This window comes from Pseudomonas sp. FSL R10-2964 (assembly GCF_009600035.1).
In the GTDB taxonomy this organism is placed as follows: domain Bacteria; phylum Pseudomonadota; class Gammaproteobacteria; order Pseudomonadales; family Pseudomonadaceae; genus Aquipseudomonas; species Aquipseudomonas bubulae.
The window spans coordinates 22,663-35,877 of sequence record NZ_WIWH01000024.1; the positions used below are offsets into that span (position 1 = coordinate 22,663).

The window sequence follows — 13,215 nt, forward strand, 5'->3', positions numbered from 1 at the left end:
AGGGGACTGACCGCACGCGGCCCAAAGATCACCGCAAACCAGCTCCCTCTCCCTGCGGGAGAGGGTTGGGGTGAGGGCAGCCCCTCTAGTCCATCTGAACGATGAGCCCACCCCGAACCTCGGTGAAGATCATCGGGTAAAGCGCCCTGGCCCTTAACCTGAGGAATAATAAAAATGACTAAACTCGCACACATCCACGTCGAGAATGCTTTGTCGCCCCGCTATGGTCGCGGCTGGCATTGCCTGGGCGAGGCAGACGAGTACCGTGATGGCAAGCTGCATACCCTGAATGTGTTCGGCTCGCGACTGCTGGCATTTGCCACGTCAAAGGGCGAGATCAGTGTGCTCGACGCCCATTGCCCGCATATGGGCGCCGACCTGTCCCAGGGCACTATCGAGAATGACCGTGTGGTCTGCCCCTTTCACCACTGGCAGTACGAAGCCAGCGGCAAGTGTGTCGAGATCCCTTACTGCAAGCGCATTCCGCCCAAGGCCAAAACCCGTGCCTGGCAGACCTGCGAGGTCAACAATCTGCTGTTTGTGTGGAACAACCCTGAAGGCAAACCGCCCGCCGAAGATGTGGTGATCCCCCATCTACCGGAGCTGGACAGCGATGAGTGGCTGCACAGCTGGCATATGGACAAGCTGATCATCGACACCAACCCGCGCGAGCTGGTCGACAACCTGGTGGACGCCCAGCATTTCGGTCCGGTACATGGCACGCCGACCAAGTATTTCCACAATGTGTTCGAGGGGCATATCGCTCAGCAAATCTTCCATGGCGACTCCGAGCGGCTGGGCGGTGACCTGGTGGCCGAGTCGGCCTATTACGGCCCCGCGACGCACCTGACACGCATGAGCGCGGTGTTTGAAGGGCTGGAAATAAAGTCCATCCTGCTCAATTGCCACGTGCCGATCGGCCCCAACAGCTTTGAACTGCGTTTTGGCTGCATGGTAAAAAAAGTGCCGGGCTGGACCCATGAACAGAACGAAGCGCTGGCCGTGGATTATGTGCAGCGTAACCGCGACTCGTTCTATCAGGACGTTGATATCTGGACGCACAAGGTGCGCATCAACAACCCGGTGCTGGCCGAGGGCGATGGCCCGGTCTATCAGCTACGCGAGTGGTACCAGCAGTTTTTCACCGACGAAGAGGGCGTGCCGGCAAGCATGGCCGAGCGTCGTGAAATCACCACGGTGGATAACCGCTGATTGATTGCCTGAGCCACGGGCAGTGCCGCTGGCGCTGCCCGTCCAGCGGCAAGTTACTGCTGGCTTTTTGATCCGTGCTGCTTAAGATGGCCGTCATCGATACGTCATCGGGCATGGAACAGGGCCAATGCTGAACAAGGACACCATCTCCATTCATCTGGTGCGTGAGGCGCTGCTGCAAAGCTGTGCGCCGGGCAGTGCCACCGATGAAGTGCTGCACAAGGTCGGCATCGCGCGTGAGTTGCTTGACCAGCCGGATGCCCGTGTACCGGCCATGGTCTATGCGCGGATGTGGCGGTTGCTGGCGCGGCGCCTGGACGACGAATTTTTTGGCATGGACCCGCGCAAGTTGCGGGCCGGCAGCCTGGAGTTCATGTGCCGCTCGGCCATGGCGCAGCCAACCCTGGCCCGGGGGCTGGAGGTGGTACTGGGGTTTCTGTCGTTGATGCTGGAGCGTTTGCCTGCACGCCTGGTGCGTCAGCAAAGCGTGGCCGAGATTGTCCTGCACGAGCCTGAGCAACAGGCCAGCCGTGGTTTTACCTACTTTGCCTACTGGATGATCGTGCACGGTGTGGCCTGCTGGCTGGCCGGGCGCAGGATTCCGATTCTGGCCATTGAGCTGCGTTGTGCTGCGCCCGATTACTGCGAAGACTACGAAGTGATGTTCTCCGAGAACCTGCGTTTTGAGCGGCCACGCACGCGGATGATTTTTGCCGCTGATTGCCTGGATGCACCGATCAAGCGCAGCGATCAGGAGTTGAAACGGTTTTTGGCCGAAGCACCGGCCAATATTCTGGTCAAGTACCGCGACCCGCAAAGCCTGGCCAGTCAGATAAAACAGAATCTGCGCCAGTTGCCGGCCGTGCAGTGGCCCGAGACCCAGGGCATGGCGCAGAGTCTGTGCATGTCGGCATCGACCTTGCGCCGTCGCCTGGCGGACGAAGGGCAAACCTTTCAGGGGCTCAAGGACAGCGTGCGCAAGGAGCTGGCAATCGGCTGGCTGGCCGAGCCTGAGCACAGCTATGCCGACATTGCCCAGCGCCTGGGCTTTGCCGATACCAGCTCATTCTACAAGGCCTTTCGCAAATGGTCGGGGACCAACCCCGGGCATTACCGCGGGTTGATTTTGGGCGCGGTTTGAAAACCATTGGCGCCTCTGACTCTTCTGTCCCCTGAAGAGACTCTGTTGCCGATCAAGCCTTTTTGTGGGAGCGAGCCTGCTCGCGAACGACCTTCGCGAGCAGGCTCGCTCCCACAGTCGTCGTATATACGGGCTACAGCGTCCTGATCGAGTTGCTGATCCCGCGGGCGCACTGAATCACTGTAGAGGCCAGTTTTTCTTCGGCTTCTTCCATGCTCCAGCGGCTGCTGGGCACCACCACATGCACCGCCGCGACCGGCAGGCCGTTACTGTTGAAAATCGGCGCGGCAATGGTCATGTCACCCAGAAACATCTCTTCCTTGTTGGTGGCATAGCCCTGTTTGCGGCTGATCTGCACCCGTTCAAATATGGCGTCGGCATCGGTAATTGTATGGCGTGTCAGTTCGATCAGCTGGCTGTCTTGCAGCACACCACGGATTTCATCATCTGCCAGGCCACTCAGGTAAGCACGCCCGCCACCTGTGCAGTACATCGGGATACGGCTGCCGATAGGCATATGGATCGGGATAAATTTCGGTGCGACGAAACGTGACACGTAAACCATGTCCAGTCCGTCGGGCTCGGTCAGGTTGACCGTCTCGCCGGTGATCTGGTTGAGCTCGGCCAAGTAGGGGTTTGCCACATCTACCAATATATCGGCGGCCAGATAGTTGTAGCCGATCTCCATAACTTTGGGCGTTAACTGGAAGCGCCGGCTTTGCGGGTGTTTGCGTACATACCCGAGTTCCTCAAGGGTATGCACCATGCGTTGGGCCGAGCTTTTGCTGATGCCTGCCACCAACGCTATATCTGCCAGGGTCATGGTGCGCCGCGCCGCGCCGAAACCGCGAAGTACGGCCAGGCCCTTTTCCAGTGACTGGTTGAAAAGAGGGTTGTTGTTATCGCTCATGGCGCATCCTTGGCTTGTTTCAGGCCTATAAGTATCGATATGCGATACTTATAAATCTCTTTACGATTTAAGTAAATTGATTATAGTCGATGGCGGCATTTTGCACCAGAGGCTGCAGGGGTTGTTGAGTGCCGTATCGCAACAATAAAAGCGACCACAGGGAGATTCGCTATGCACAAACCTTTTCAAGTGCTGACGCTGGTATGCGCAATGGCTGCCGGGTTGATTGGATCAGCCAGCGCTGTTGCAGAGCCTGTCTATAAGGTCGGGGCGACAGCAACGGGCATCCCGTTCACCTTCCTCGATATCAAGAGCGGGAAAATCCAGGGCATGATGGTCGATGCGGCCGAGGCGGTGGGCAAGGCTGGCGGGTTCGACACCGAGATCCAGCAAACCACCTTTGCGGCTCTGATCCCTTCGTTGACCACCAACAAGATCGACCTGATTTCCGCCGCCATGCTCAAAACCCCAGAGCGTGAAAAGGTTGTGCAGTATTCCGATCCGATTTTCAGCTACGGCGAAGGCCTGATCGTCAAATCTGACGACCCTAAAGAATACAAAACCATGGATGACCTGGCCGGTGAAGTGGTCGGCGCCCAGGTTGGTACGGTCTTTCTCGATGCGCTGAACAAACACGGCGGCTTCAAGGAAGTGCGCAGCTACGACTCCATTCCTGACCTGATGCGGGACCTCAAGCTGGGCCGTATCAAGGCGGCATTCGGTGATCGCCCGATCATCGCCTACCAGTTGGCCCAGGGTAAAAACCCGGACGTAAAACTGTCGAGCACCTATGTGCCGGTGGTGATGGGCGACGTATGCCTGGTGATGCGCCAGGGCGATGCCGAGAAGCTGGCGCAGGTCAACAAGGGCATTGCCGCCATCAAGGCCGACGGCTCGCTGCAACGCATCATCGAGAAGTGGCAACTGAACTGATGATCCTGTGGCCCCCGTGTTGCGGCGGGTCACTTCTTGTAGCGGTGCGCAGGTAGTTTATGTTTCTCCAGGACGCGTTGGACTTTCTTCCAATTCTGCTCAAAGGCGCAGTAGTCACTGTGCAGGTCACTGCAGGTTCGTTCCTGCTCAGTTCAGTGATTGGCTTGCTGTTTGCGCTGATGATGGTTTCCAAGATTCGCACCATCGCCTTGTTCGCCATCGGCGTGGTCAATGTGATTCGCGGGCTGCCGATCATCGTGCAGCTGTTTTATATCTATTTTGTGTTGCCCGACTTCGGTATCCAGCTCAGCGCCATGCAGGCGGGCGTGATCGGTTTGGGCATTGCCTATTCAGCCTATCAGGCCGAGAACTTTCGGGCGGGGATCCAGGCCATCGACCTGGGCCAGATCGAAGCCGCCGAGTCGTTTGGCATGCGCGGTCTGCTGATCATGCGCCGGATTGTGCTGCCCCAGGCATTTCGCATTGCCTTGCCGCCCTATGGCAACACGCTGGTGATGATGCTCAAGGACTCCTCGCTGGTGTCGACCATCACCGTGGCGGAAATGACCCGCCAAGGGCAACTGATTGCGTCTTCGACCTTTGAAAACATGACGGTCTACACCCTGGTTGCGTTGCTCTATCTGTCGATGAGCTTGCCGCTGTCCTATGGCTTGCGTCGTCTGGAAGGCCGCTTTGCGCTGCGGAGGCGTACATGAAAGCACCCTCGAAATTGATCTTGCCACCTTCCCTCTGGTCCGCTACGGCGCGCCCCGCGGCTCTGACCCAGGCACTGGCGGAAAACAAGCGGGTGGACGTGGCGATTGTCGGTGCCGGGTACACCGGGCTGGTGACTGCACTGCGCCTGGCAGAGTCGGGTGTCAGTGTCTGTGTGCTGGATGCGGGTGAGCCGGGTTGGGGCGCTTCGGGGCGCAACGGCGGGCAGGTCATCCCCGGCCTCAAATACGACCCCGATCAGTTGCTTGAGCGTTTTGGCGCTGAACGTGGCGAGAAAATTATCGAAGCCTGCGGCGGTGCCGCAGATGAAGTGTTTTCGCTGATTCGCGAATATGGCATTGCGTGTGATGCCACGCGCAAGGGTTGGATTCAACCGGCCTTTTCCAGCGCGACGATGAAGACTCTGGAGCTTCGTGCCCGCCAGTGGCAACAGCGCGGTGTAGCCGCCGAGTTGCTGGACAGTGACAGCGTATGCCAGCGCATCGGCACGCACAATTACGTGGGTGGCTGGGTTGACCCGCGGGCTGGCAGCTTGCACCCGCTTAACTATGCTCGCGGCCTGGCCAGGTCGGCACTGGGGCGTGGCGTGATGATTCACAGCGATAGCCAGGTGACGGACTTGCGCCGCATCGGCACGCAGTGGCAACTGACCACCGCACAAGGTCATAGCGTGACGGCCGAGCGTGTGGTGCTGGCTACCAATGGCTATACCGATGGCTTGTGGCCAGGGCTGCGGCAAACCGTGCTGGCGGCCAACAGTTTCCTGATTGCCACCCGACCACTGTCGCCGGAGCTGCGCAAAACCATTTTGCCGGGCGGGGAAGTGTGCTCCGATGCGCGGCGCCTGCTGCTGTACTTCAAGCAGGATGCCCAGGGGCGTGTACTGCTGGGTGGGCGCGGGCCGTTTGCCGAACCGCGGCGTGCCGAAGACTGGGCACACCTTGAACGCTCATTGATCAGCGTGTTTCCGCAGTTGGCAGGCGTGGCGATCGAATACCGCTGGAGCGGGCGTGTGGCGCTCAATCATAGTGTGTTGCCACAGTTGCATGAGCCGCAGCCAGGCCTGTCGATCCTGATGGGTTACAACGGCCGCGGCATTGCGATGGCGACAACCTTGGGCAAGCATCTGGCGGCGCGAGTTTCGGGGGCCAGCAATGACTTCCCGTTCCCTGTCACGCCGATGCGCAGAATTCCCTTCCACAGCTTGCAGCGCCTGTATGTGGCGGCGGGTATCAGCTACTACCGGTTGCTGGATGCCCTGAACGGGAAAAGCAGGGGCAAGCGTCAACAGCCTTGGCGCTTGCCGCTGATCTTCAATCCGCCTTGATCGTTGATACATCCTCGGCCCTGACCTTTATGTGCTTGCCTGCTATATCGACGAACTCATAGAAGCCGTCCTTGTTGGTGGTAGTGGGCAGGTCCTTGGTCAGGTATTGCGTACCGTTTTGCAGGGTCACAACGCTCGGGGTCGCGCAGCCTGCCAGTCCCAGCAAGGCCACTATCAGCAGGGGTAAACCGGTAACCTTGATCTTCATGCATGTACCTTGAGCTGTTCGCAAGTTGGAGATGGGTCGCGCCGGGTTTGTTCGAGCAGCCAGCGCTGGAAAGTCAGTGTGGCATCTGACAGCGTTTTTTGCCGAGAGTGCGCCGGATGATCGGCATTTGTGCTGAAAAATTCAACCGCGCCGCCACCGCGCCGTGATCCCGGTGCGGATGGATCAGATCAGGTCGGGCACGCCCTGGAGCCATTGTTGAGGTCCTGTTTGTCGACGCGACTGAGCAGGCTGGCCTTGCCGTCTTTCCAGGTCAGGGTCAACACATACAACGAGTCAAAGTCGCCACCGGACCAGTCTTCGGTCAACGAGGTCTTCTTGCCCAGCGCCTGACTGGCGACACTGTTGATCAGTTCCGGCAAGTAGCCATGGGACCAGGCGGTGTAGATCGTTGAGCTGTGATACTGGTCGTCGGTCAGCTCTTTGGCCAGTTGGCGGGTATCGTTGGCCGAATACTCCAGATTGATCGGCAAGCCCAGTTTGATGGCGCTCGGGTTGATGGTCATCAACGGCCGTACGTAGCTGTAGGCATCATCATTGGCGCCTTCTTCAACCTGGCGCGAAGGGTTGGCTGCAAACACGTAGTCAGCCTTGCCATAGCGCTGAGGCAACAGGGTGGCCAGGTCAATCGCGCGGTTCAGTCCCTGGCAGGTGAGCTGGCCGAGGCCATCGGCGGGTTTTTCCGCATGGCGCAAAAACACCAGGGTTTGCACACCGTCTACCGGCTGGGCAAAGACGTCATCCGCATGTACCGCCAGCGCAACAGCGCCGGCAATCAGTAACAGCGGGATAGCCGCCAATGCATAGGGCTTGAGTCGAGGTTTAATCCAAACAGACTGGGTCATGGGATTCTTCTGCATACATCTGTTAAGGCTGACTGGCCTGGCACAGTGGGCATGGCAGCCCCTGTGTTGATCCTTGTCATTACTGCAAACCTGAGCCTCTTATCCTTGGCAGAAGCGTTTATTAGATGCCTTTTTCACAATTGGTTCGATTTTACCTGCGCTAGATCGGTAATTGTCCTGCAGGGTGAATGCTATGGTGGCTTTTTTGTATGACAAAATCGTTCACTCTTTAGTCTGGTATTCCTACAGAGGTTTGCGCCATGCTTCCAGCGCCACTGCGAAAACCGAGCAATCCCGTGCATCTTCGAGTACGTGCCTGGCGCGGCCGGGTCGGGCTGGCCATGGTGGCGAGCCTGTCGGTGCTGGCGGGCATGACGGACGCCATCGGCTTTTTGGCCACCGGTGATTTTGTCTCATTTATGAGTGGCAACACCACGCGCCTGGCGGTGGCCGTCGGTGACGGTGACCTGCAGATGGCGTTGCGCCTGCTGCTTGCGGTACTGGCGTTTATTGTCGGTAACGCCCTGGGGGTATTGCTGGGGCGCTGGGGCGGACGGCGCGCCTTACCCTTGATGCTGGTGATTGCGGGGTTGTTGTGTGCGGCAGCTTTGCTGCCGTTTGCCAGCCAGGTGCCGGCGTTGCTGGCAGCCATCGTGGCAATGGGCATGCTCAATGCTGCGGTGGAGCAGGTCAATGGCCTGCCGGTGGGCCTGACCTACGTGACCGGGGCATTGTCGCGTTTTGGTCGCGGGCTGGGCCGCTGGCTGCTGGGTGAGCGGCGCAGTGGCTGGCGCGTGCAACTGGTGCCCTGGACCGGGATGTTGCTGGGTGCAGTGCTGGGTGCCTTGCTGGAGGCGCAGTTCGGCCTCCAGGCCCTGCTGTTCAGCGCCGGTTTTGCGGCTGTTTTGGGCGTGTTGTCGTTGCGCATACCTCGTCGTTGGCAACGGGATTACATGCCGCGTTAATCCCTCGTTTTGCTTGACCCGGGCTGCGCGTAAACTGGCGCAGCCCGGCTGCATGCCCAGCCCTACGAACAGGAGTCGTTGTGTCCAAGTCAGTCGATGACAATTCATCCCTTGCGCCATTTTCCATCGAAAGCCCGGCACCGCTATATGCCCGGGTCAAACAGGCCATAACGCAAAAAATCCGTTCAGGGGCCTGGCTGCCCAATGCCAAGTTGCCGTCTGAGAGTGAACTGCTTGCCCAGCTGGGGGTGAGTCGCATGACCATCAATCGCGCATTGCGTGAGCTGACCATCGAAGGGCTGCTGGTGCGCATGCAAGGGGTGGGCACCTTCGTCGCCGTGCCCAAGGGCAGTGCGGCGTTGTTCGAGATTCGCAATATCGCCCAGGAAATCGCTGATCGTGGCCATGTGCACCGCTGCGAAGTGATTGTGCTCGAAGAGGTCCCGGCCAAGACCACGCCGGTGTTGCCCTTTGCCCTGGACGGGGTCAAACGCTTATTCCACTCTCTGATGGTGCACTACGAAAACGAGGTGCCGGTGCAGATCGAGGAGCGCTATATCAATGCCGAGATCGCCCCTGAGTACCTGCAACAGGACTTCACCCGCACCACAGCCTATGCCTACCTGATGAACCTGGCGCCACTGACCGGCGGCGAACATGAGGTGGAGGCGATTCATGCTACTTCCGCGCAATGCCGCCTGTTGAACGTAAAGCGCAACGAGCCATGCCTGCTGATTCGCCGCCGGACCTGGGCTGCACAGGGGTTGGTGGGGTGTGCCCGGCTGGTCTATCCGGGTTCGCGCTATCGCCTGCAAGGGCAGTGCGGTAACTGAGTACTCGCGGGTGGCCCCGTGTTACTCGCGTTACTTTTGGTGCGTTTTTGTTACCTTCCCGCCTGTTTATGCCCAAATTTGCGGCAGTTTTTTGCATTTTTTCTGTGCGCTCATATTCCGTATTAAAAAGTTCTTAATTTTTAACTATCTGATTTAAATAGCTATTTATCTTGGTTTTGTACGTTCCTGGTTGATCTCGTTCAGGTGTTGGCCCTTCACTTGCATTCACTTGTACATACAGGTTGGTATAAGTGTGCACCTTTGTGCCGCTTGAGCATTTGAGGATGTGAAAATGAACGACAGTCCGTTTACCCGACAACTGCAAGGTGTGCGTGTGCTGGATGTCAGCCGCGTGCTGGCCGGGCCGCATTGCACCGCGATGCTGGCTGATCTGGGGGCCGACGTCATCAAGTTCGAAGTGCCCGAGGAGGGCGATGACGCCCGCCATCTGGGCCCGTTTCTGGACGGCGAAAGTGTCTACTTCGGGCTGATCAATCGCGGCAAACGCAGCGTTGAAATCGATTTTAAAAACCCGGCCGACCGCCAGCGTTTCTACGAACTGGTGGCCGATGCCGATGTCGTGGTCGAGAACTTCCGCCCCGGTGTCACTCAACGCCTGGGCATCGATTTCGACAGCCTCAAGCAGCACAACCCGCGGCTGATCTACGCCAGCATCTCCGGTTTCGGCCAGCAAGGCCCGCTGTCCAGTCGCCCGGCTTATGACATCGTCGCGCAGGCCATGTCCGGGCTGATGAGCGTTACCGGTTTCGCTGCTACCGGGCCGACCCGCAGCGGCGAGGCCATCGGCGATCTGTGTGCCGGGGTGTATGCAGCCTGGGCAATCAGCTCGGCGCTGTTTGCCCGCGAGCGGCATGCCCCGGGGGCCCAGTACATCGATGTGGCCATGTTCGACGTGTTGTTCAGCCTGCAGATGACCGGTCTGTCCAACCTGTATGCAAACGGTGTGGCGCCGGGGCTGGTGGGTAACCGGCATCCGGTATCGACGCCGTTTGATAGCTATCGCGCGGCAGACGGTCAGGTGGTGATTGCAGTGGCCAGCAATCGCTTGTTCGAGCGCCTGTGCCAATGCATGGGCCAGCCGGAGCTGGCCACCGATGCGCGCTTTGTCAACGATACCCAGCGCACCCTGAATGAGCCGGCGTTACGCGCTGTTATCGAGGCCTGGACCACACAGCACAAGGTTGAACAGTTATGCGACGGCCTGCTCGATGCCGGAGTGCCGTCTTCACCGGTGTGGGATCTGGCCCAGGCTGCGGGCAGTGAACATGCCCGTGTACGCCAGTTGCAGTTCCAGCCCGAGGGCAGCGTATTGCCGCTGGTGCCGCAACCGGTGTTCTTCAATGGCCGTAAACCCCACGCCATCACCATTGCCCCGCGATTGGGCGCAGACAACGCCGCATTTGGCTTGAACAAAGCAGGAGAGAAAGCATGAACTTTGAAATGAGCGCAGAAGAATTGGCCGTAGTTGAAAGTGCCGAGCAAGTGGCGCGTGAGGTAATTCAGCCGCTGGCCCAGCACTACGATGAAACCGAAACTTTTTGCCTGGCCAGCATCCGGGCGTTGAGCGATCTGGGTTGCATGGGCGTCAACCTGCCAGAGCAATATGGCGGCCTGGGCATTGGCAGCCTGGCGATGAGCCGCGTGGTGGAAGCAGTAGCGGGTGCCTGTGCCTCTACCGCTTCGGCCATGACTGCGCATTTTCTGGCCACGGACTCGATCCTGCTGGGCGGCACCGAGGAACAGAAACATGAGTGGCTGCCACGGGCAGCCAGCGGCGAATTGCTCGGTGCCTTTGCCCTGACCGAGCCTGCGGCGGGCTCCAACCCGGCGGATATGCGCAGCCGCGCCGTACGTGAAGAAGGTGGTTGGCGGGTGCGCGGCAACAAGCACTACATCACCAATGCCAGGGAGGCCGATTTTATTGTGCTCTACGTCAAGACCGACGCAGATGCAGGTCACAAGGGCATCAGTGCCTTTATGGTGCCCCGGGGCACGGCGGGCATCAGCTTCTCCAGTCCGGAAAAAACCATGGGCCTGCGTGGCAGTACCATCTATGAACTGGCGCTGGACTGCTGGCTGCCCGAATCGGCACTGCTCGGCGTAGAAGGCCAGGGGTTCAACACGGCCATGGCGGTGCTGGACCGTGGGCGGGTGGAAGTGGCAGCCATGTCGCTGGGGATTGCCAATGCCGCCCTGCAAGCCAGCCTGAGCTGGGTGCGTGAACGGCAGATCGGGCCTAAACCGCTGGCCGCTTATCAGGGCACGCAATGGCGCCTGGCTGATATGTATGCGCAGCTCGAAAGCGCGCGCATGCTGACCATGAAAGCTGCTGCCCGGCGTGACAGCGGCGAGCGTTTCAGCCTCGACTCGGCCACCGCCAAACTGGTCGCTGCCGAATGCGCCGGGTTTATCACCGATGCTGCGCTGCAACTGCACGGTGGCTATGGCTACAGCCGGGATTTGCCGCTGGAGCGCTATGTTCGTGATGCGCGGATCTTGCGGATTTTTGAAGGCACCTCCGAGGTACAAAAAATCATTATCTCCCGTGCCCTGCTCGACGCAGCCAGATAATCCGCCGGCCAAGGATTGGAAAAGTCTTTCCCAAAACAACACGGCGCACCCCGGGTGCCAGCCTGAAGGAACTGCTTATGTCCACGCTCAACCAAGATTCACCGCGGGCCTCGCTGGTCGAACAGCGCTCTATCGATTACATCCCTGAGTCAGAGCGCCATGGGCGTCTGTTCAGCCAGTTCACCTTGTGGTTCGGGGCCAACCTGCAAGTCACTGCGATTGTCACCGGAGCCCTGGCCGTGGTGCTGGGAGGGGACGTGTTCTGGTCGCTGATCGGGCAAGTGCTGGGCGGCACCATCATGGCGTTGCATGCGGCGCAGGGGCCCAAGCTGGGCCTGCCGCAGATGATCTCCAGCCGGGTGCAATTCGGCGTCTATGGCGCCGTGATCCCGATTGTGCTGGTGTGCCTGATGTATGTCGGTTTCTCGGCCAGCGGCTCGGTGCTGGCCGGGCAGGCCGTGGGGCAACTGGTGGGGGTGAGTGACTCGTGGGGCATCCTGATTTTTGCTGCCCTGATCGTGCTGCTGACCATTCTGGGCTATCGCACCATTCACATGATCGGCCGTGTGGCGAGCGTGGTCGGCGTGCTGGCGTTTTTCTACCTGTTCTACACCCTGATTGCTCAGAATGACATTGGCCTGTTGCTGAGCAATAAACACTTTTCCCTGAGCAGTTTTCTGTTGGCGATATCGTTGTCAGCCTCCTGGCAGATCGCGTTCGGGCCTTATGTGGCGGACTACTCGCGTTACCTGCCGTCCAGCACCTCGTCGCTGAAAACTTTTCTGGCAGTGGGGCTGGGCTCTGTCGTCGGCTCGCAAATATCGATGGTTTTCGGTGTGTTTGTGGCTGCCCTGGCCGGCAGCCAGTTTGCCGGGCATGAGGTGGCCTACATCGTCGGCATGGGGGCGAGCGGGGCGATGGCGGCGCTGCTGTATTTTTGCGTGGTGTTCGGCAAGGTGACCATCACTACGCTCAATGCCTACGGCAGTTTCATGTCCCTGGCCACCATCGTCAGCGGCTTTCGCGGCAACCATGAAATCTCCAAGGCCTTACGCCTGTTTTACATCCTGCTGATGGTAGGTTTTGCCACTGCTCTGGCCTTGCTTGGGCAGCATTCGTTCCTCAAGGATTTTTCGGCGTTTATTCTGTTTTTGCTGGCTTTTTTTACGCCGTGGAGCGCGATCAACCTGGTGGACTTTTACCTGATCAGTAAAGAGCGCTATGACGTACCGGCGCTGTCTAACCCGAATGGCCGATACGGGCGCTGGAACCTGCGCGGTATTCTGGTCTACGCCTTCGGGGTGGTGGTGCAGTTACCGTTTATCGCCACCAGCTTTTACACCGGGCCTCTGGTGGAACACCTGGGGGGGACTGATATTTCCTGGATCATCGGCCTGACGCTGCCAGCGCTGGTGTACTACTTCGTGGCACGCAACTCGGGGCAGTCGGTGCCGGATCAACTGATTTTGCCTGTTGAGCCCGCGACGGTTTAAGAG

General features: G+C 59.2%; 13 protein-coding genes. 10 read left to right on the forward strand and 3 right to left on the reverse strand.

Annotated features, from left to right (window positions below; all coding sequences use genetic code 11):
• The first annotated feature begins 174 nt into the window (after nt 1–174).
• Both GHN92_RS14740 and GHN92_RS14745 read left to right on the forward strand, forming a co-directional pair.
• Nucleotides 175–1,212 carry a Rieske 2Fe-2S domain-containing protein gene (locus GHN92_RS14740; protein WP_095003331.1) on the forward strand — a complete coding sequence of 346 codons (1,038 nt, stop codon included), beginning with the start codon at nt 175–177 and terminating at the stop codon, nt 1,210–1,212.
• 127 nt (nt 1,213–1,339) lie between these two features.
• The gene (locus tag GHN92_RS14745; RefSeq protein ID WP_095018694.1) at nt 1,340–2,353 is read left to right on the forward strand and encodes an AraC family transcriptional regulator; all 1,014 of its coding nucleotides are present in this window, start codon (nt 1,340–1,342) and stop codon (nt 2,351–2,353) included.
• 133 nt (nt 2,354–2,486) lie between these two features.
• Here GHN92_RS14745 and GHN92_RS14750 read toward each other — a convergent pair whose 3' ends face one another.
• On the reverse strand, nt 2,487–3,263 hold the full coding sequence (locus tag GHN92_RS14750; protein WP_095003333.1) for an IclR family transcriptional regulator: 777 nt from the start codon (nt 3,261–3,263) through the stop codon (nt 2,487–2,489).
• Between the two features lie 171 nt (nt 3,264–3,434).
• Here GHN92_RS14750 and GHN92_RS14755 point away from each other — a divergent pair, with 171 nt between their 5' ends.
• The 3 genes from GHN92_RS14755 to GHN92_RS14765 are packed head-to-tail and all read left to right on the forward strand — an operon-like array spanning nt 3,435 to nt 6,258.
• Nucleotides 3,435–4,196 carry an ABC transporter substrate-binding protein gene (locus GHN92_RS14755; RefSeq protein WP_095018695.1) on the forward strand — a complete coding sequence of 254 codons (762 nt, stop codon included), beginning with the start codon at nt 3,435–3,437 and terminating at the stop codon, nt 4,194–4,196.
• 59 nt (nt 4,197–4,255) lie between these two features.
• On the forward strand, nt 4,256–4,912 hold the full coding sequence (locus tag GHN92_RS14760) for an amino acid ABC transporter permease (protein ID WP_153380467.1): 657 nt from the start codon (nt 4,256–4,258) through the stop codon (nt 4,910–4,912).
• On the forward strand, nt 4,909–6,258 hold the full coding sequence (locus tag GHN92_RS14765) for an FAD-binding oxidoreductase (RefSeq protein WP_218580735.1): 1,350 nt from the start codon (nt 4,909–4,911) through the stop codon (nt 6,256–6,258). Before GHN92_RS14760 ends, GHN92_RS14765 begins: the two co-directional genes overlap by 4 nt.
• On the opposite strand, the gene GHN92_RS14770 is transcribed toward GHN92_RS14765, so the two are convergent.
• Nucleotides 6,245–6,466, reverse strand: coding sequence for a YgdI/YgdR family lipoprotein (locus tag GHN92_RS14770; RefSeq protein WP_095003337.1), 222 nt, complete (start codon nt 6,464–6,466; stop codon nt 6,245–6,247). The two genes, GHN92_RS14765 and GHN92_RS14770, sit on opposite strands and share 14 nt — an antisense overlap.
• A 188-nt stretch (nt 6,467–6,654) precedes the next feature.
• The gene (locus GHN92_RS14775) at nt 6,655–7,329 is read right to left on the reverse strand and encodes a histidine phosphatase family protein (RefSeq protein ID WP_095003338.1); all 675 of its coding nucleotides are present in this window, start codon (nt 7,327–7,329) and stop codon (nt 6,655–6,657) included.
• Nucleotides 7,330–7,589: 260 nt separating this feature from the next.
• On the opposite strand from GHN92_RS14775, the gene GHN92_RS14780 reads away from it, so the two are divergent.
• The 5 genes from GHN92_RS14780 to GHN92_RS14800 all read left to right on the forward strand — a co-directional run bounded on the left by GHN92_RS14780 (nt 7,590) and on the right by GHN92_RS14800 (nt 13,212).
• Nucleotides 7,590–8,294 carry a YoaK family protein gene (locus GHN92_RS14780; protein ID WP_095003339.1) on the forward strand — a complete coding sequence of 235 codons (705 nt, stop codon included), beginning with the start codon at nt 7,590–7,592 and terminating at the stop codon, nt 8,292–8,294.
• An 80-nt stretch (nt 8,295–8,374) separates the two neighbouring features.
• Nucleotides 8,375–9,127 carry a histidine utilization repressor gene (gene hutC, locus GHN92_RS14785; protein ID WP_095018697.1) on the forward strand — a complete coding sequence of 251 codons (753 nt, stop codon included), beginning with the start codon at nt 8,375–8,377 and terminating at the stop codon, nt 9,125–9,127.
• Between the two features lie 292 nt (nt 9,128–9,419).
• On the forward strand, nt 9,420–10,580 hold the full coding sequence (locus GHN92_RS14790; RefSeq protein WP_095018698.1) for a CaiB/BaiF CoA-transferase family protein: 1,161 nt from the start codon (nt 9,420–9,422) through the stop codon (nt 10,578–10,580).
• Nucleotides 10,577–11,719, forward strand: a complete 1,143-nt coding sequence (locus GHN92_RS14795; protein WP_095020696.1) for an acyl-CoA dehydrogenase family protein — start codon at nt 10,577–10,579, stop codon at nt 11,717–11,719. Before GHN92_RS14790 ends, GHN92_RS14795 begins: the two co-directional genes overlap by 4 nt.
• Before the next feature lie 77 nt (nt 11,720–11,796).
• Entirely contained in the window at nt 11,797–13,212 is a 1,416-nt protein-coding gene (locus tag GHN92_RS14800) for a cytosine permease (RefSeq protein ID WP_153380469.1), read from the forward strand.
• The last annotated feature ends 3 nt before the right edge of the window (nt 13,213–13,215 follow it).